Raw genomic sequence first — 18,673 nt, 5'->3', positions numbered from 1 at the left:
ACTACATCGGTAGGGTCCGCATGATGTCGCGCACATTTTCCAGCCCGATTTCGACCTCGGCAAAGCTCGTGCTCAGGGGTGAGAGGCCGATGCGCAAGCCGTTGGGAAAGCGGAAGTCCGGGATGATGTCGCGCTCCCAGAGCAGCGGTGTGACCTTCTCGAATTGCGGATGCTGCAGCGTCACATGGCTTCCCCGCTCGGCGTCGGCGCGCGGACCACCGACGGTCACGCCGAACTCGGAGAGGTTGGCCTCGGCCCAGCGGATGACGAAGTCGGTGAGGCGGAGCGACTTCTCGCGAATCGCCGCGATACCAACCTCCTCGATCAACTCGAGCATGTCGTGCATCGGTACCATCCCGAGCACCGGCGGTGTGCCGCTCAGGAAGCGACGCATCCCGGAGGCGGGTACGAAACCGTCGGCCATCGCAAAAACATTGTCAGCGCCCATCCACCCCCAGATTGGCTGGTGCAGGGAATCCTGGAGGCTCGATCGCACATAGGCGTATGCGGGCGCACCCGGCCCGCCGTTGAGGTATTTGTAGCTGCAGCCGACCGCGAGGTCGACATCCCACTCGTCAAGGAAGGTCGGCACCGATCCGGCGGAGTGGCACAGATCCCACAGGACCAGAGCACCGCACCGGTGGATCACGTCGGTAATCGCTGGCACATCGGCGATGTAGCCGGAGCGGTAGGCGATATGACTCAGAACCACGAGCGCCGTGTGCTCGTTGACCGCATCGCGAACGAGCTGCGCGGTGACTCCGCCCTGCGGATCGGCTTCAATCCACCGCAGCGTGAGTCCACGCTCGGCAGCAATCCCCTCGAGCAGGTAGCGATCGGTCGGGAAGTTGTCGGTGTCGATCACGATCTCGGTGCGTCCGGGCCGGGCATCCACTGCCGCGCGGATGAGCTTGTAGAGCAGCACAGTTGTCGAGTCACCGACGACGGTCTGCCCGGCGGCGGCGCCGAGTGTGACTCGACCGATTCGATCCCCCAGGGTGAAGGGCAGTTGCATCCACTGTTCGTCCCATGAGCGGATGAGCCGCGAGCCCCAGGCGCCGGTGATGAACTCGGAGACCCGGTCGACCGTCACGGCGAGCGGACGCCCGAGCGAGTTGCCATCGAGATAGGCCACCACCTCGTTGCTTCCGATGAACCGGGCAGTGAACCCAGCCAGCGGATCCGTCGCGTCAAGCTCGCGTGCACTGGGAAGAGTGGTGCCAATGGTCATGTCGGGATCTCCTCTAGGTGAGTGACGGCAACGACGATGCTCGTGCAGAGCCAGTCGACGAGGCCGGTTGAACTGTCGTATGCCGGGCCGGGTATAAACGATACGGCGAGTGGCTGGTCGAGCGGTGGGAGGATGCCGCCGAGCGATCCGATCACGGAATCCCCGTCTGGCAGGCATGCGCAGAGCGCGTCGAGTTCCCGACGATTCAACCCGACAGGCACCGGGCCGTTGCCGAGATCGGTGCCGTAGTGCACCCGTCCACCGACCGCAGCAAACCTCTCGAGATTGCTGACGGCCCGATCGAAGTCGGCCCCGTAATCACCCCAACCGTGGATGTCGATGGTCGAGATCCACGACATGCGGCCCGCCATCTATCGCAATAGTTCGTCGTCGATGTGCTCGGTCCACGGCGTATGGGCAAGCGTGTCGACCCCGGCGGTGAGCGCGCGCTCGGCCTGGCCGGCTCCCTCCGGGTGCGCTATGACGGGCAACCCGGCCCGGTGAGCGATCGATACGACCGCCGCGAGCAGATCATCCGGCCACACGGGTCCTCCGTCGCTGTTCAGTGCAATCTTCGCCACGCGCCCACCGATGCTGAGGATGTGGGCGACGGCGGATTCCGCATCCGCCGGAGTATGAATCTCCCGGGCAGCCGCTGCCGGAGCCCAGTCGGATGTTCCCGGATATCCGCCACGGGCCGTAAGTATCGGTCCCGCGATGTCGACGGTCGGCCCTCCGAGATGCGCACCTGCGGGCCAGTGGCGCGAGATCTCCGGATCCCAGCCGAGGTCGAGCACCCGCGCGATGCCGTGGGGCATGAGCTCTGCGGCATCGACGAGTCCGAGGTGCACATGGCTGTCGCAGAAGCCGGAAAGGATCATCCCGTCGATCCAGCAGTCATCGATGAGCGCTCGACCGGCGCGCATCGACGCCATTACGCGCCGATCTCGTTGCGCACGGCGAACAGCTCGGGAAAGAAGGTGAGGCTGAGCGCTCGTTCGAGAAACTGCACGCCGCTCGATCCGCCGGTACCGCTCTTGATGCCGATCGTGCGCGACACCGTGCGCAGATGGCGAAAGCGCCAGAGTTGGAAGTTGTCTTCGAGGTCGACGAACTCTTCGCACGCCTCATAGACCCGCCAGTTATCACTCGACGACCGGTAGATCGACACGAACACCGGAACGAGCTCTGGCGTGAAGACGTGGGCGAGGGTCACGTCGCGCTCGAGCACGGCGGTCGGAATCGGGTAGCCCGCGCGAGCCAGAAAGTGCAGAAACTCGTCGTACAGAGTCGGCTCCACCAGAAGTTGCTCGAGAACGGCGTGCGCTGTCGGCTCGCTCGCGAACACGTCGAGCATCTTGGCATTTTTGTTGCCGAGCAGAAACTCGACAGCGCGATATTGATAAGACTGGAATCCGGATGACGTTGCCAGAAAGCGGCGAAACTCCACGTACTCGGAGGGAGTGAGCGTCGCGAGAACCGACCACTGTTCGGTCATCGAGACCTGGATGTGCTTCACCCGTGCGATGCGCTTGAGCGCTGTGCCGAGGTCATCCCGCTGCAGCGCAGCTCGTGCCGATCGCAGCTCATGGATCATCAGCTTCAGCCAGAGCTCGCTGGTCTGGTGCTGGATGATGAACAGCATTTCATCGTGATGAGCGGGCGTAGATCGCAGATGCTGGGCATTGAGAACATCGTCAAGCGCGAGATACTCGCCGTAGCTCAGTTGCTGCGAGAAGTCGGTGACGATGTCGGTCTCCAGCTCGCGGGTGTTGGCGGAGATCGCTTCCGGGTCGCGTTCGTCGGTCATCGCGCAACAGTATCAATCGGGCGGCGGTCATCCTAAGGAATGAAAGTTGGCGTGCGGCATCCGCTGTTACGGATGTTGTGAGCCGCACCGGGTGGCGCCTCGACAAAATCAGCCGCGAACTTGCCGCCACCCTCGGCCTCTCGGCGGGAGTCGTGCCGACCAGAGTGGCTGGTATAGTCGGGGGGTTGGGTTTTGCCCGACACATGCGCCCGTAGCTCAGCGGATAGAGCAATTGACTACGGATCAATAGGTCGGGGGTTCAAATCCCTCCGGGCGCACATCGAATAACGGGTTTGAGCAGCATTTCTTCTATAATGCGGCCGGGCCTGGTTTGGTTTTTGCTCACATCCTGCCCACAGTCGAAAAACGTTTGGCTCGAATTTCGGTCGAAGTGAGGACTCTGCGCTGAGTCCTAGCCCAGTATTTCTCTGGGTTTTGGTGCATCGGGCGAAGTTGACCTATCGACCTCGGAACAGAGGGTCAATGGTGTTCATCTATGGGGGCTGCACGCCGGTGCGGACCTTCGACGAGATGCCTTGAGCGGACCAGCGCACTGTGAGCTCGACGGGCAGCGCCGTGCGCATTCCGCTCAGCCGACTGGGTGAGAGCGTCGAGCTGGAACTTTCGGCCCTCTTCGGCTCGAATTGGCCGACGGAAGGTCATGCCCGCCATCCTCCTTCCTGAGCAGATGATGGCATCAGGCGGCGGCGGCGGCCCGGCACCAAACAAACGCGTTGTCGGGGACCCATACGTCAAACTGACACTTAACCGTGCAGCAGACCGATACACCGCCTGAAGCAAGGATGCCGTCACTCACTAATCCGGGCTTCGGCTGAGCATGAGACTGCCGGCTGCAATTGCCCACTTGCGCTAGGTCAAGTGTCATTATTGTTCGCGGAAACCCTCATCATGAGTGTGTCCTGGCCCTTGCGGAAGGAAGCGCTCCCGGAGCCACTTGCACTATTGCAAACGCTTCCAGTAGTGTGACGCGAGGGTTTGTCACCTCATTTGCCGAGTTCCGTTTCCGCGGCTCGCTCGTAATCGCCCGTTCCCAATGGAGTGCGTCGGCGTGGTCCGCCGGCGCGCGATCAAGGAGTTTCATCGTGCGCAGATCAATCCGTCCGTTCATTGCAGCGGTGGCCGGCCTGGCCCTCGTCCTGACCCTGAGCCTCGAGGTGGGAGCGACAGCGCCCCGGGCGGATGCAAGTCCGCCGGGTGCCAAGGACGTCACGGCGACGCTCTTCGAGTGGTCTTTCGCATCGGTCGCACGGGCCTGCACGAATACCCTCGGTCCCAAGGGGTATGGATTTGTCGAGGTCTCGCCAGCCCAGGAGCACATCCAGGGCTCGCAGTGGTGGGCCTCCTACCAGCCGGTCAGCTACAAGATCGCCGAGCGACTCGGCAACGAGGCCGCCTTTTCGAGCATGGTCAGCACCTGCCACACCGCCGGTGTCAAGGTCGTGGCTGACGCGGTGATCAACCATATGAGTGCGGGTTCCGGCACGGGCACGGGGGGCACCGTCTACAGCAAGTACAGCTACCCGGGCTACTACCAGGACCAGGACTTCCACTCCTGCCGGACCCCGATCACCAACTACAGCGACCGCTTCAACGTGCAGAACTGCGAGCTCGTCGGCCTCGCCGATCTCAACACGGCAAGCACCTACGTGCAGTCAACCATCGCGGCGTACCTCAACCACCTCAGCGCCCTCGGTGCCGACGGTTTCCGGATCGACGGCGCCAAGCACATAGCCGCGACCGACCTCTCCGCCATCAAGGCAAAGCTGACCAACTCAAGCGTCTACTGGGCGCAGGAGGTCATCGCCGGCGCAAATGAGGCGGTCCAGCCGGGCGAATACACCTCGACCGGCGATGTCGACGAATTCCGTGGGGCCTTCGACCTCAAACGCATGTTCACCAGCGACAAGATCGCCTACCTGAACACATGGGGCGAGTCGTGGGGCTACCTCGCGAGCAACAAGGCGCGAGTCTTCGTGGACAACTGGGACACCGAGCGCAACGGCTCGACCCTCAGCTACAAGGACGGCAGCACGTACACGCTCGCGAACATCTTCATGCTCGCCTGGCCTTACGGCTCGCCGAACGTGTACTCGGGCTATGAATTCAGCAACACGGATGCCGGCCCGCCGACGGGCGGCACGGTCAACGCCTGCTACAGCGACGGCTGGAAGTGCCAGCACGCCTGGCGGCAGATCGCGAACATGGTCGCCTTCCGCAATGCCGTGACGGGCACCTCGGTGACGAACTGGTGGTCTAACGGCAACAATGCGATCGCCTTCGGTCGAGGGAGTGGGGGCTTCGTCGTGATCAACCACGAGGGTGGCGCAATCAGCCAGACGTTCAAGACCTCCCTGCCCGCAGGAAGCTACTGTGACGTCCAACACGGCGACCCCGGCGCGGGCGGATCCTGTTCGGGCCCAAGCTACTTCGTCGCCGCTGACGGAACCTTCACCGCTACCGTGGGCGCCGGTGACTCGATCGCCCTGCACGCCGGGGCCCGTACATAAGTGGATAGCCAACGCCATAGCTGGGGCTTCCGCGGCCTCGATGACTGGCCGACACTGACGTGCATATTGAATCGCCCTTGGGTTTCGTTCCAGTGGAGTCCCGCATGGTGGTGTAACGCATGGTGGCCTACCGCGTCGGTGATGGCGTGGACGCGGTCACCGTGTGATCGTTCGAGGAATCTCTGACAACCCACTCGAAGGACATCAACACGATGACCGTTCCACATATTGTCGACCCTGCGACAGTTCTCGGTGAGGCCCTCCCTGATGCGTCCCCTGACTTGATGTGACGTCTGCTGCAGACCATGATCAAGGCGCTGCTGTCCGCTGATGCCGATTCGGTTGTCGGCACCGAATGGGGCAAACCAAGCCTTCAGAGCGCCACCCGTCGAAACGGTTACCGGCATCGTGATCTGGATACCCGGGCCGGGGCGATCGATGTCGCGAGCCCGGAGTTGCGTTCCGGGACCTATTTCCCGGAGTGGCTGTTGGAGCGTCGCAAACGCTCCGACGCGGCCCTGGTCACCGTGACCGCCGACCACCACCAGGGACGCACCCCTGCTACCTCGCCGGGGGTTTGCTGTCCAAGAACAGCGACTATTTCCTGTGGTGCTTGTGTTGTGCTGCCTATCCATGCAGCAGAGCCGTCAAGCTGGTTGAACCCCTCATTTTTCGGCGAAGACGACTACCTCATTGGTGGCGCTGTCATAGACGAATTGGAGCGCTGCCGATTTCGGAAACGCGGACCGCAAATCTGCGGGGAGGCCTGCGGCATCCGCTCTGAACTGAATTCTCGGGGGAAAATTGCCTGACGCGCAGCCGATGCGCAACCGCCCGGCGAATGAACTCGCCTTCGGGTCGACGGTGACCGCGGAGGGGTAAAGATTCAGACAGGCATCATTCGACCCACCCCCGTAGCCGACAGTAACCACGGCACGAAGACCATCAAACTCCGTGAAAGCCTGAGCCTGGAGGTCACGGCCGAACTCAGATCCGAAGAAGTAGGAGGAGACCTTATACGAAGGATCCACCGACAACCGGACGACCTCGCGAGCACCCGCCTGCAGGGGATCAATTTGTGGGCGCTGGTTCAGGACCAGCGCACCGGCGAAGATGATTGAAGCGACTGCCAGCCCGAGGGCGATCAACAAGCGGGAGCGGCCCACTCGCGACAACGGTCGGAGTTCTGTCTTGGCTGGAAGTGCTGTCTCGTCTTCGACTGGGGCCGACGCAGTTTCAGCCTGCTGTGTCGACGTGACGCCAGCCTGCTCTGCCGACGTGACGCCAGCCTGCTCTGCCGGCGTGACGCCAGCCTGCTCTGCCGGCGTGGAGCCAGCGTCGAAATCGCCAGAGTCAATGAACGCAACCGACCCACGCACTGCGCCCTCAAGCTCACGAAGTCTCTCGAACGCGCCGGGGTCACGATGAATATCGGCATTCGGCCCGTATGCACGTTTGCGCAGCACCTGCAGTTCTTCATCATTCGCCGGCGTCATGTCAGTGATCCTCTCACCACTCCCAGACCGATATCTGGCCAGCAGTGCAACGCCTGGGGCCTGAGCCGGTGGCGTCGCGATCACCACCTCAACTTCCTTGGGCCGCGCTCCACATGGTGACCTGAGTGGTGCGCACGCGACGCGGTTGCTGCAGAGTGAAGAGGATTGAGCCTGCGACATCCTCAGGGGTCAGTACGTCCTCGAGCCAGGCGTCCCCGGCGGTGCGCCCTGTGCCGATTGCGAACTCGGTGCTCACCGCGGCAGGGCACAGTGCCGTGACACGGATACCCGACTCGCGCAGCTCACGGTCGATCGCCCCGGCGAAAACGAGCTGTGCCGCCTTCGTTCCGGCGTAGACCGCCTCGTCTGCGCCTCCGTTGATCCCCGCAACGGAGGTCACGATTACGATGTCACCGCCGCCGGCTTTGAGGAAGGTGGGCACGACGCTGCGAACTCCCCAGACCGTTCCGGTGAAATTCGTGTCGATCATGGTCTGCATTTCCTGATCGGTGCCGTCGACGATTCCGCCGTAGACGCCGATTCCCGCGGAGGCGACGAGCGAGTCGAGGCGTCCGAATTTCTCGAGGGCGACCGCCACCAGGCGAGCGTTGGTGGCCGCGTCGGCGATGTCGCCGGCAACCCACACGACTGAGTCGCTGCCGAGTTCCGCTTCGAGATCGGTCAAACGCTCTTCGCGACGCGCGGTGATGGCAACCTTCGCACCGGCCTCGACGAGCAGGCGCGCTGTTGCGCGCCCGATTCCTGCGCTCGCGCCCGTGACGGCGACGACCGTTCCGGCCAGGGATCGGGTTTCAGCAGGCATTTCGGCTCCTCGGGATTGGCAAACGTTTTCCGAGTAGTAATCTAGCATCAGATTTGAACAGCAAATGGAGGTGATGTTCCACATGAGCACTGGCCTCGCTGGCCGCATCACCATTCGCGAAGTCGCGGCTGATGCAGGCCTGTCTATCTCAACCGTGTCTCGGGCGTTGACCGGTGCGAGGGTCGTCGCCCCCGACATCGTGGAACGTGTGCGCAAATCCGCCAACCGGCTGGGATACCGGGCGGACTCGGTCGCTCGCTCGCTGCGCACTCAGCGCACGGACACTCTCGGCCTCGTGATTCCCGATATCACGAACCCGTTTTTTCCGGCGCTCGTGCAGGCCATCGAGCATGCGGCCCGCACACAGGGACAGAGCGTGCTCATCGTCGACGCTGATAACGATCCGCAGGTGGAGCGCGCTGCGCTCTACACACTTCTCGACCGCCGCGTGGATGCCGTACTCATCTCTCCCGCGCACGCGACGGAGAGTCTTGAGGCGCTGGCCGAGACCGCGCGGGTGGTGCCGACCATCCAGGTGGACCGGGTGATCGATGAAGCGCTTCCCTGGGTGCGCGTGAACCAGTCCCAGCCGATTGATGAAATTGTGGGACGGCTGCGCAGCGGCGGGCGCGAACACTTCGCGTTCGTGGGGCAATCGTCGACGATGGCGACGTCATTCGAGCGTGAGGGTGCGTTCGCAACGCTCATGGAGAACGCATTCCCCGAACAGTCGCTGCGGGTGGTGCGGGGAACGCTGACTGCGGCATCAGCCGATGTAGCGGTGCAGCAGATCATGCGCGATTGGCCAGAGACCGACGCCATCATCTGTGCGAACGACATCATTGCGGTCAGGGTGTTGCAGGAGCTCCGCTCATCGATGCAGCGTCGGAACGTGGCCGTGTCGGGCTTTGACGACACCCTTATTGCCGAGGCGATGGGACTCACCTCGGTGCGCCAGCCAGTCGATGCTCTGGCGAGCGCGGCGTTGGCTGCGGCATCCGGCGTGCCAGGGGTAAGCCTTCACGTGGAGCTGTTTTCGACGGTGATCTTCCGTACTTCGACCAGTTAGCTGGCGCGAGGCCTGCGAGCGCAGGAGAGAGTGTGGGCTCCCGTCTCAGCCCGAATGTCTGAGCCCGAATATCTGGAGCCGAATGTCTGGGGCCGAATGTCTCAGCCTGAATGTCTGGGGCCGAGAGCGGATGGATCGCCGCCACGCCGCCCAGATCGGGTGACCCGCCGGTCAGGCCGGAGAATCTCCGCTCTCAGCGACACGGATGTTGTCACCGGTGCGGCGCGGATGGTCGGCGCAAGAGAAAAAGATGGACGTCGTGAGCGGGGCAGACAATCCCCGGCATCGGTGAGAGGGTCCCCATGACGGCACTGACCAGCCGCGGTGCCCAACCCGGAGTCGAGCGCAGCTACGGAATCAGCGGAATTCACGGAATCCACGCCCACGCCCCGGCGCTCACGCTGACGCTCAGGCGACTCAGGCGACTCAGGCAACTCGGGCGACTCACGCTGACGCTGACGCCGGCGCTCACGCGACTCAGGTGACTCCGGTGACTCTCCACCGCGTCAGCAAATAGCTCACGGATACTGCCCCGGCAACGCACAGCATTGTTGGCACGAGCAGCGCCGGTCCTTGATTGGTGAACTCGATCACGAGAACGATCGCGGTGAATGGCGCGCGCATCGTGGAGGCCATGAAGGACGCCGCAGCGACGAACGCGAACGCAGCCACCGGGCCACCCGGCCAGATGAGCCCCCACAGCCCACCGAGTGCTGCACCCAGGCCCGCGCCGATCGCCAGCGAGGGTGTCAATGTGCCACCCGCCGCACCGCTGCCGATAGTCGCGGTCGTGGTGACGACTTTCACGATGGCGAGCAGCCCGAGCACACCGATCGGCAGCAGGCCGGAGAACGCGGCCTGGCCGAGTGACTGTCCATTGCCGAGCACCTCCGGGAACGGGATGGCGACCAGCCCGACGGCTGTGAACACCACAGGCATCACAATCAGAATCCACCACGATCGCGGGCGAATGCTTTCAGCCCACCGCGCCACGCGAACGAACCCGACCGCAGCGAATCCGAGCACCGGTCCGGCAATCGTGGCCCAGACGAAGAGGGACGGGGTCAGGTCGAGGGGAGGCACGCTGTACAGCAGCGTCGCTGGCATGACGGTTTGGGCCACAACGGTTGCGATCGCCGCGGTTGCCAGTGCGGGAAGAGCGGTAGCGAAGCTGATTTCGGCCAACAGGATCTCGATGGTGAACAGCGCGCCACCGAGCGGCACGCTGTAGACCGCGGCGAGGCCCGCACCGGCACCACAGGCGATCAGGATGCGCCGTTCCCGGGAGCTGACGCCGGCCGTATCGCTGAGCCATCCGGCGATCGCGGCGCCCAACTCCCGCGGGGCCAACTCTCGGCCAATCGATGCGCCGAGCCCGACGATGATCACCTGAAGCCCGGCGTTGATCACGGTCGAGACGGGGGGCATCCGCGTGCCGGTCATGCTCTGTTCGACGGAAACGACGCTGGCGCCCCAGCGGCGCAGGGCCCACCAGCCCGTGCCACCGATCACTCCGGCGATGGCGAGTCCCGCGACGCGCTGCCAGGGTGGAGCGTGGCTGATCCCGTCGAAAAGGGCGCCGGTCGAATAGCCGTAGGCCAGATGCTCGATTCCACGAAGAGCGAGGCTCACGGCGAGGCCGCTGATTCCGGCACCGATGCCGACCAGTAGCGAGACCGCAGAAAGCCGAGCTAGCCAGGAGAACGAGGGCTGCAGCGCACGGGTCACCTACCGGTCTCGTATCGCTGACGGATCACCGCGATGAGATCCTCGACCGTGGGCACCCCGGCGAACCCGGTTGGGGTGCGGTAGATGCGGCAGGCCAGATCCGCTGTCCGCCCGTCGCCGTCAAAAGCGTCGATCCCGTCCAACAGGATGGTCGGTGAGCCGGCAAAGGCCACCGCTGCCGCGTCGTCACTTGAACTCAGCAGATGAAGCTCGATCTCGGTACTCGAGTGGCCAGATTCATCCAGAGCGGCTCGCACTCGAGTTTCGGCCTCGGCGGAATTCGGGCAATCGGGGATGTGCAGAATCTCGACTCGCATACCCCTATTGTGCTCTCGTTGCCAGTGCACGATCCATTCAGATTGGTGCCCGCTGGCACCCGGGCAGCTGTTGCACCGCTGCCGCTGACTCAGATCGTGTGCAGGCCGCCCGAAGGCGGGCATAGATGTCGACGGGCTCGACCCGGGCCTCGATCGGAGATTAGCCGTGTCGCGTCGTGCTGTGCGCTTGGAAGACATCGGCCACCCGGTCCCACCAGGCAGCGGTCGCCGCGCGCTGGGTCTCGGCGATGGCGCGCCCGGCGGTAGCTGTGGCGTTCCGCGCCTCCCACACTCGAGCCACCAGCGCTGGGCCGTCGCCGGCAAGCAATGCGGTCACCGGCAGAATGCCGTTCTGGGAGAAGTTCTCGAGCGCGCCGGTGAGTTTCACGCTGGTGTAGTCGTCGACTGGGATTCCGATGGTTGCGACCCCGGCGGGCACTGCGAAGACCGCCGGGTGGTAGCGACTGGTGACCACGAGCGATGCGGAGCGGGCGATGCGCGCCGCCGCCCGGGCATCCGTCGGAACGGCCGCCATCACCCGTTGGGACTCCATTTGCGCCATCACACGCTCGTGCACCACGGAATCGCCTCTCACCCGCGAGTCATCGAGAGAACCGAAGTGGGCGAGAAAAATGATGTCGAGGTCGGCTGTTGCGATAACTTCGTCGAGCAGGTCGGCGACGGCCGTGATGACGGCGTCGCGGTCCGCATCCCCGACATGGTTGGCGAGGGTGACGACACAGTACGGAAGAGCTGGAAGTGCCTCGCCGAGCAGGAAGCTGGCATCGTCGGCACCCAGCCGCAGCCGATCGGTCGGCGCTGAAAGCCGCTTCGCAACCGCGAACGAGGCTGACTCGCGCACGCTCACTAGCCGAGCGATACCGAGCAAACGGCTCACGAGCGCAGAGTCCGCCTCGGTGAGCTGTGGGCCGAGGGTCTGTCCGCTCACGACAACCGGACGGTCGAGAGCATCCGCAATTCCAGCAATGGCCAGACGTTCGAAGATGTGGGACGGCCAGGTGGAGGCGAGGTTGCCGCCACCGGTGACCGCAACACCGTCGCTTTCGCGGATGGCGTCGATCACGGCGTGCGCGGAATCATCGTCGGGCAGCAAGCCAGTCTCACCGGCGGCGGTGCGAACTACCCGGTCGAGGCGATCCTCCTGGGCCTCGCGGCCTCCGGCAGTCGGGGCGAATCCGATTCCGCGGATGGCCTCCACGCGGGAGACCTCGTCGCTGTAACGCGCAACGGTCTCGCTCGGGTTGGCCGAGATGGCGACCACGGATTCGAGACCGCGTGTGCGCATCGCGTCGATGAAGGCTTCGAACATCGCCTCATCGCCAACGTGGATCATCTCGTCGATCACGCCGACGTCGCCAATCGCTACTACGCGCACGCGTGCCTCCGAGGCTCTCAATTGGCGCCGCATCGTGCGAGCCCCATTTACGTTAGCCGAACTGATCGGGCTCCTGATCCGAACCCGGTGATTGCCGGAGGCGACTGGCGAGTGGCGCACGGCTCGCGTACCCAGCACACCCCCACCAGATTCTCAGGGAAGCCCCGATTATCATCGGGGGGTGGGAATCCAGACATCGCTAGACGCAGTAGTGCGGGCCGACCGGCTGGTCGACTCGATGCGACTTGCCGATGATCTCGCCTTCGAAGCCAGTCGTGATGGCGGCGCGCGCACCGTGCGAGTGCTCACCTTCGCCTTGAACAGCGAAGACCAACTCGCGGCTATCGCTGCGACGCACGCCCTCGCGCAGATCTTTGATGAGCAGGCCGACATCGCCCTCTCGCGGTTGCTGTCGAGCAGTCGCGGATTCATGCGCGAGCACGCGGCCTGGGCGCTGAGCCTACGGCTGCCCCGATTCGATACCGTCGGCAGGCTTATCGGCCTCGTCTCCGATGGCGGGTTCGCCGGGATGGTAGCCCAGCGCACCCTCGAACAGTGGGGATCCCCGGTCGCGGAACACCTGGCGATCGGACTCGAGTCCGCACTTCTCGGCATCGATGATCCCGGGGCACGCTACCGGCTGGTGGAAACCCTCGGGCTGGTGCGCAAATCCGTTGCCACACCGGCCCTGGTTCGCATCGCAACAGACATCGGCGAAGAAGAGTCGGTGCGGGTTGCCGCGGTGTCCGCGCTCGGCCAACGCCGCGGTGATCGAGCGATCGTGACCGTGCTCGATGATCTCTCCCGCACAGACGGCTATCTGGCGGATGTCGCGCGCCTCTCTCTCGTCGATCTCTCGGACGAGTCCCCCGTCGCCGACGACACCCACCGCGGTCTCACGATCGCGCAACTTTTTTTGCACGCCGACCTCGACGCCGGACTCACCCAAGCCGGAAGCGGTGATAACGGCGGCATCGCCACCCTGCTGGTGCGTCTCGGGGATGCCCTCATCGCCGACGAGAGTGACCCGCCACGGGTCGAGCGGGTCATCACCCTGTCGCGAGGTTCCGTTGCCGATGCACTGCAGAGCGTTCAGGACATTGGCTCCACGAGATGGGGTCACGACTACGGGCGCGTGCCACTGCTGAGCGAACCGGTGCAGTCCGCGAGCGCCTGGCCGTTGCGGGTAGCCGCGCGCCGAGGCATCCGCCGCATGCTGCGTGCCGCTGGTGGCGTGGACCTGCTTCACCTGCGAATGGCGGATGTCGGCAGTCTCGCCGCCGCCGATGTCGCGCGTGAACTCGATATTCCGGTCGTATTCACGGTGGCACCTGACCCGCACGCGGTCATCCACTCTCTCGATCTTTCCGGCCGGCTCACCCGGCAGAACTTCGGCGAGGTAGACGAGGTGGAGCACTTCTGGTTCCGCACACACCTCGTGCAGCAACTCGCTGCGAATGCCGCCCACACCGTGTTGTTCCCCCGCCCCTCGCTCGCGCTCGACATGAGGGAACTGGTGGGGATCGACATCACTGCGCATCCGGAACGGCACACGATCGTGCCGGAGGGCATCGACCTCGAGGTCGTGGACCGGGCCGTGCAGGAGAGCGCGGGCCATGCCGCGGGGCAGCCTGCTACGGGATCGCTCCAGGAACTTCGTGACCTGCTCGAGTCGCTGCCGCCGGAGCGCCGAGGCCTGCCGCTGCTCGTGAGCGTCGGCCGTTTCCACCGGGTGAAGGGCATGGCCACGATCGTGGATGCGTGGGCGAACAGCCCGCTTGCAGACCGGACAAATCTTCTGCTGATCGGCGGAAACCTGATAGATCCGTCCGCCGATGAACGAGAGCAGCTCGAGCTGATGGATGCCATCATCGCCCCAGCGGATCGCTTCGCCGCGGGTCTGGTGTTGTCGGGTCACCGCCGTAACGACACGGTCGCTCGCTGGGTAGCAGCGGCCCGTTTCGGCCTGCCCGGGCTCGCGGCTCCACACGGCATTTATGTGTGCGGAAGCCTCAAGGAAGAGTTCGGCATCGCCCTTCTCGAGGCCATGGGTTCCGGGCTGATGGTGGTCGCCCCGGACGGCGGCGGGCCGGCCACCTACGTGGAATCCGGCGTTACCGGATTTCTGACGCCCACCTGGGATGTCGAACTGCTGCGTTCGGCGATGGTCAAGGCCCTCGATGCCTCCGTTGCCGAAGCCACTCCCGACCGGGCCACAGTCTCGCGGTCAACTGTGGAGGAGAGCTTCACGATTCAGGCGATGGCTCGCGCTTTGTCGAACGTGTACCAGGGAGTGCAAGACGAGGAGAGTGAATCGCGGGGCTGGTCGTTCGCGGCGCTGTGACGCTGCTCATCATCAGTCCCGACTATGCGTCGCACCTGCTTCCACTTGCCTCGCTCGGTACCGCGTGGCGTGCTGCCGGGCAGCGTGTTGTGGTGGCGACCGGGCCGGCAACGGCCGACATTGTCGAATCCTTCGGCTTCGAGCGCATCAATCTGCAGCTCGGCAAAGGTTCGAACCCGGGAGTGATCCGCGCAGAGCAGCAGCCAACCGGCGAAGATGACGCCCTGCGTGGCTTCTTCGACGCCACCAGGCGTGGCATGGTCGAGACCCTCGCATTCCAGGCCGAAGCGCGCCTCAGCGACCTCATGTGGGAGCCGGTACGGGTCGCTCGTGAGGTGCAGGCGGTGGTGGCCGCAATCCAACCCGACGCGATCATCGTCGACCACCTGGCCTTCAGCGCACGGCTGGCTCTGGTCGCCGCCGGGGTGCCGTATGCGGATGTCGTTCTCGGGCATCCGTCCGCCCTGCCGGTCGGCGATGAGGTCTACGGCTTCCCGCCGATGTGGCCCGCGGCCTTCGACCCCTCGCCGGAAGAATTGCGGATGCTTCGCGACCTCTGCGACCGGGTGAGCGAGTCGTTCACCGCCGAGTGGAACACCGCGCTCGCTCAGCTTGCGCCGAATGCGTCACCGTCTGCGAGCGCGTTCGGTGAACACGGCGAGCTTCTTCTGCTCAACTACCCGTCTGAGCTCTCCCCACCGGCCCGCACCGCCCTGCTGCCACCGCACCGCTTTCTCGGTTCGGCGGTGCGCGAAGAGGCGCGCGATGCGCAAGTGGAGGCCTGGCTCGCGGCCAGTGACGAACCCTTCGTCTATGTGAGCTTCGGCAGCTTCCTGTCGGTGCGGGCGGATGTTCTCGGGCGCGTCTGTGAGGCGCTCAAGCGGCTGGGAATTCGTGGCGCGATCGCCAGCGGATCGGCCGATCCGGCACAACTGGGCGAGCTGCCAAGCGAGTGGCTCGTGCGGGAGTTCCTTCCGCAGGTGACACTGCTCGAGCGCGCGGCGGCCGCGGTGACCCACGGGGGCAACAACAGCGTCACCGAAGCGATGACCTTCGGGGTGCCGCTGGTGGTGTTGCCGTTTTCCACCGACCAGTTCGCCGGTGCAGCAGCCCTCGACGATGCGGGTTTCGGTATCGCGCTCGCACCGAACACCGCAACGGCTGCCGAGTTATCGGATGCCATACTCCGGGCACTCGACCTCCCGACCCAGTCGCAGACGGCGCTCGCGGCACTGTCTGCGAGCCTGCGTCACGACGTGGGAAGCCGTCGGGCCTTCTCCGCCGTGGCATCCGCTCCTATGAGCTGACGCATCGCATCTCGGCTCGACCGGGCGAGGCGGTACTGCTCCATCAAGGCGGCATTGGCGTCGTACTGATCACCCTCGCGCACCTGCGTCGCGTGGTGAAGTGCGTAGACGACACCCTCGTGCCGACGAGGCACCTCATCGAGGAGTGTCTCGTGCGCCACATACCAGGCCGCATCTTCGAAGCCCCAGCCGCGGAATCGCTCATCCTGGCCGCCGTGGCTCCACCAGCTCTGCGGAGTGGTGACATAGACGCCGGAGCATGCGCCCTTGACGAGTTCGAAGTCGCACTCCTCGAGCGCAGTTCCCGCCGTGAACTGAGCCGTGCCCGGCAGGCCTAACCACTGGTAGCGGGTGTACGGCAGGTGCACCAGGCCGGATGTCGCCGCCGCCGCGATCGCCGCGAGGAGTGGTTCACGCTGCGGAATCGTGTCGGCATCGTTGATTACGACAACCTCACCGACGTCCTCGATCGAGTCGATTCCGAGGTTGCGGCACCGTGCCAGGTTGAAGATTTCATCGTTGGAATCGACGGTGCGGATGTCGACATCCCCGAGGTTTTGCACGTACCAATCGACCACCGCATCGACAGCCGCTAGCCGGGATGGCTGAGGACGCCAGGGGATCAGAACAGTGAGCATCGGATAAGCATATGTCGGTCGTGGAGCATCAAATTTCCGGCGGTCAATCACTCTGCAGACACACTCAGCCGCATCGAACGTGGGCGCACAATTTCGGTGTGTTCCTCTGGCGTTAGTCTGATCACTTATGACCCCCGCACCCGTCCACATTGCATTCACCGTCTCTGCCGAAGTCGCCGATGCACTGAAAGATCGGCGCCCCGTCGTTGCGCTCGAGTCCACGATCATCTCCCACGGGCTCCCGCGCCCGCGCAACCATGAAGCGGCGAAAGAGTTTGAGCAGATCCTGCGCGATGCCGGCGTCACCCCGGCCACTATCGCCGTGCTCGACGGGGTGCCTCAGATCGGGCTGGATGCTGACGGTGTGAGACGAATCGCGCAGGAGGATCTGGCGAAGGCGAGCGTGCGTGACCTGCCAATGCTCGCGGCGTCCGGGGCATCCGGAGCGACAACGGTCGCAGCGACCGCGCACCTCGCCTGTCTCGCCGGCGTGCGCGTCTTCGCCACTGGCGGCCTCGGCGGGGTTCATCGCGGCGCGAGCAGCACCTTTGACGAATCTGCCGACCTTTCCACGCTCGCGGTCACTCCGGTCACCGTCGTGAGCGCCGGGGTCAAGTCGGTGCTCGACATCGCCGCAACCCTCGAGCGACTGGAGACCCTCAGCGTGCCGGTGGTGGGCTACCGCACCACCGTCTTCCCGAGCTTTTGGCTCACGGAGTCCGCATTCACGATCGACTGGTCGGTCGAGACGGCCGCCCAGGTCGCCGCGATCATGCGCAGCCGGGATGCCCTCGGCCTCGGCCAGGGAATGGTGGTGGCCAACCCCATCCCGCGCCACCAGCAGTGGGATCCCATCGAACACGACCGCGTGTTAATTGAGGCGCTTGACGCCGCTGACGCTGCCGGAATGCACGGCAAGGCTGTGACGCCATTCCTTCTCGGCTTCATCGTCAGCGCATCCCAGGGACGCAGCCTCGAGGTTAATCTCGATCTCGCTCGCAACAACGTTCGGCTTGCCGCCGAGATCGCCATCGAATGGAGCGCACTCGGTGCCTGAGCGAGCACGCATAGTGGTCTTTGGGGATGTCATCGACGACATCGTTGTGGTGCCGACGACCGCGATTCGGGTCGACACCGACACCGTCTCGATCATTCGCAGTGCGGCTGGCGGCTCAGCGGCGAATGCGGCCTGCTGGATGGGGTCGTTCGGTGCCGAAGTGGACTTCGTCGGCCGCGTGGCACTCGACGACGTTGCTCGCCACGGCACGCTGTTGGGCTCAGCCGGGGTCACGCCGCACCTGCGTGGAGATGAAAACCTGCCAACCGGAACGATCGTCATCATCGTCGATGGTGACGCCCGCACCATGCTCACCTCCACCGGGGCGAACGCGTTGCTCAGTCCCGATGACGTCAGCGATGAGCTGCTGGATGCTGCGGCCCTGCTGCACTTCACCGGCTACAGCCTGTTCGGACGCGTCGATGACACCGCGATCCGCCGTCTCATCGAACGGTGCGCTCGCCGCGGGGTGCAGGTGTCCGTCGATCCGGGCTCGGCTGGATTCCTCGCCGATTTCGGCGCCCGGCGTTTTCTTGACGCCGTCTGGGGGGCGAGCATGATCTTTCCTAATCGTGAGGAGGGTCGGGCGCTCACCGGTCTCGATGACCCGGAGTCGATCGTGCAGCATCTGCTCGAGGGTTTTCGGATGGTGGCGCTCACGCTCGACACGGGTGGGGTGCTCGTTGCCGCGCGAGGCAGGCCGAGCGTGCAGATCCCCTCACTTGTTGTCGAGCGGGTGGACCCCACCGGAGCCGGTGACGCATTTGCGGCCGGGTTTCTGGCGAACTGGGTTGTCTCCGGCGACGATCTGACCGCGGCACATGCCGGTGTCGCCGCGGGAGCGATGGCTGTCGCCCAACTCGGCGCTCGTCCTCCGGTGGCCGCGAAGGTGTGAGATCCAGCCGCGTGCACTCCAAGCGGACTGCGGA

Annotated in this window: 17 protein-coding genes, 1 tRNA gene and 1 pseudogene; 9 read left to right on the top strand and 10 right to left on the bottom strand. The window is 64.6% G+C overall.

What is annotated here, in order from left to right; genetic code table 11:
• Position 1 precedes the first annotated feature (1 nt).
• Genes IWX88_RS12985 through IWX88_RS12970 form a run of 4 tightly spaced genes read right to left on the bottom strand, consistent with a single transcriptional unit; the run spans position 2 to position 3,041 of the window.
• A complete protein-coding gene (locus tag IWX88_RS12985) occupies positions 2–1,231 on the bottom strand; it encodes a kynureninase (protein WP_196830951.1) in 1,230 nt (409 codons plus the stop codon).
• Positions 1,228–1,590, bottom strand: a complete 363-nt coding sequence (locus IWX88_RS12980) for a hypothetical protein (RefSeq protein WP_196830950.1) — start codon at positions 1,588–1,590, stop codon at positions 1,228–1,230. The genes IWX88_RS12985 and IWX88_RS12980 overlap by 4 nt, the downstream gene beginning before the upstream one ends.
• Positions 1,591–1,602: 12 nt before the next feature.
• On the bottom strand, positions 1,603–2,157 hold the full coding sequence (locus IWX88_RS12975; RefSeq protein WP_196830949.1) for a hypothetical protein: 555 nt from the start codon (positions 2,155–2,157) through the stop codon (positions 1,603–1,605).
• Between the two features lie 8 nt (positions 2,158–2,165).
• Positions 2,166–3,041 (bottom strand): tryptophan 2,3-dioxygenase, encoded by an 876-nt coding sequence (locus IWX88_RS12970; protein WP_196830948.1) that lies wholly within the window; start codon positions 3,039–3,041, stop codon positions 2,166–2,168.
• 205 nt (positions 3,042–3,246) lie between these two features.
• On the opposite strand from IWX88_RS12970, the gene IWX88_RS12965 reads away from it, so the two are divergent.
• The 3 genes and pseudogenes from IWX88_RS12965 to IWX88_RS12955 form a co-directional block, all read left to right on the top strand.
• Positions 3,247–3,319: transfer RNA gene (locus tag IWX88_RS12965), tRNA-Arg, on the top strand.
• Positions 3,320–4,144: 825 nt separating this feature from the next.
• Complete coding sequence (locus tag IWX88_RS12960; protein WP_196830947.1) at positions 4,145–5,569, top strand: alpha-amylase family protein; 1,425 nt, start codon at positions 4,145–4,147, stop codon at positions 5,567–5,569.
• A gap of 212 nt (positions 5,570–5,781) precedes the next feature.
• A pseudogene (locus IWX88_RS12955) lies at positions 5,782–6,108 on the top strand (transposase); the annotation flags it as partial.
• Between the two features lie 126 nt (positions 6,109–6,234).
• On the opposite strand, the gene IWX88_RS12950 reads toward IWX88_RS12955, so the two are convergent.
• Positions 6,235–7,065 carry a hypothetical protein gene (locus IWX88_RS12950; RefSeq protein WP_196830945.1) on the bottom strand — a complete coding sequence of 277 codons (831 nt, stop codon included), beginning with the start codon at positions 7,063–7,065 and terminating at the stop codon, positions 6,235–6,237.
• Between the two features lie 88 nt (positions 7,066–7,153).
• Positions 7,154–7,888: an SDR family oxidoreductase gene (locus IWX88_RS12945; protein WP_196830943.1), complete on the bottom strand. Its 735-nt coding sequence runs from the start codon at positions 7,886–7,888 to the stop codon at positions 7,154–7,156.
• 82 nt (positions 7,889–7,970) lie between these two features.
• On the opposite strand from IWX88_RS12945, the gene IWX88_RS12940 reads away from it, so the two are divergent.
• Positions 7,971–8,957: a LacI family DNA-binding transcriptional regulator gene (locus tag IWX88_RS12940; RefSeq protein ID WP_196830941.1), complete on the top strand. Its 987-nt coding sequence runs from the start codon at positions 7,971–7,973 to the stop codon at positions 8,955–8,957.
• Between the two features lie 302 nt (positions 8,958–9,259).
• Positions 9,260–9,442: a hypothetical protein gene (locus tag IWX88_RS12935; protein ID WP_196830939.1), complete on the top strand. Its 183-nt coding sequence runs from the start codon at positions 9,260–9,262 to the stop codon at positions 9,440–9,442.
• Here IWX88_RS12935 and IWX88_RS12930 read toward each other — a convergent pair.
• From IWX88_RS12930 to IWX88_RS12920, 3 genes are all read right to left on the bottom strand, one after another.
• Entirely contained in the window at positions 9,435–10,685 is a 1,251-nt protein-coding gene (locus IWX88_RS12930; RefSeq protein WP_370568370.1) for a chloride channel protein, read from the bottom strand. The genes IWX88_RS12935 and IWX88_RS12930 overlap by 8 nt on opposite strands.
• Entirely contained in the window at positions 10,682–11,002 is a 321-nt protein-coding gene (locus IWX88_RS12925) for a thioredoxin family protein (RefSeq protein WP_196830937.1), read from the bottom strand. The genes IWX88_RS12930 and IWX88_RS12925 overlap by 4 nt, the downstream gene beginning before the upstream one ends.
• A 160-nt stretch (positions 11,003–11,162) precedes the next feature.
• Positions 11,163–12,398: a polysaccharide pyruvyl transferase family protein gene (locus IWX88_RS12920; protein ID WP_196830935.1), complete on the bottom strand. Its 1,236-nt coding sequence runs from the start codon at positions 12,396–12,398 to the stop codon at positions 11,163–11,165.
• A gap of 181 nt (positions 12,399–12,579) precedes the next feature.
• Between IWX88_RS12920 and IWX88_RS12915 the strand changes: the two genes are divergently transcribed.
• Both IWX88_RS12915 and IWX88_RS12910 read left to right on the top strand, forming a co-directional pair.
• A complete protein-coding gene (locus IWX88_RS12915) occupies positions 12,580–14,742 on the top strand; it encodes a glycosyltransferase (RefSeq protein WP_196830933.1) in 2,163 nt (720 codons plus the stop codon).
• The gene (locus IWX88_RS12910; protein WP_196830931.1) at positions 14,739–16,049 is read left to right on the top strand and encodes a glycosyltransferase; all 1,311 of its coding nucleotides are present in this window, start codon (positions 14,739–14,741) and stop codon (positions 16,047–16,049) included. Before IWX88_RS12915 ends, IWX88_RS12910 begins: the two co-directional genes overlap by 4 nt.
• Here IWX88_RS12910 and IWX88_RS12905 read toward each other — a convergent pair.
• The gene (locus tag IWX88_RS12905) at positions 15,992–16,687 is read right to left on the bottom strand and encodes a hypothetical protein (protein WP_196830929.1); all 696 of its coding nucleotides are present in this window, start codon (positions 16,685–16,687) and stop codon (positions 15,992–15,994) included. The two genes, IWX88_RS12910 and IWX88_RS12905, sit on opposite strands and share 58 nt — an antisense overlap.
• Before the next feature lie 127 nt (positions 16,688–16,814).
• Here IWX88_RS12905 and IWX88_RS12900 point away from each other — a divergent pair, with 127 nt between their 5' ends.
• Positions 16,815–17,744: a pseudouridine-5'-phosphate glycosidase gene (locus tag IWX88_RS12900; RefSeq protein ID WP_196830927.1), complete on the top strand. Its 930-nt coding sequence runs from the start codon at positions 16,815–16,817 to the stop codon at positions 17,742–17,744.
• Entirely contained in the window at positions 17,737–18,639 is a 903-nt protein-coding gene (locus IWX88_RS12895) for a PfkB family carbohydrate kinase (RefSeq protein ID WP_196830925.1), read from the top strand. Before IWX88_RS12900 ends, IWX88_RS12895 begins: the two co-directional genes overlap by 8 nt.
• Positions 18,640–18,673: the final 34 nt, after the last annotated feature.

This window comes from Frigoribacterium sp. CG_9.8 (assembly GCF_015751965.1).
GTDB lineage: Bacteria > Actinomycetota > Actinomycetes > Actinomycetales > Microbacteriaceae > Lacisediminihabitans.
The sequence above is the reverse complement of the archived record's forward strand: the minus strand, read 5'-3'. Positions and strand labels throughout refer to the sequence as shown.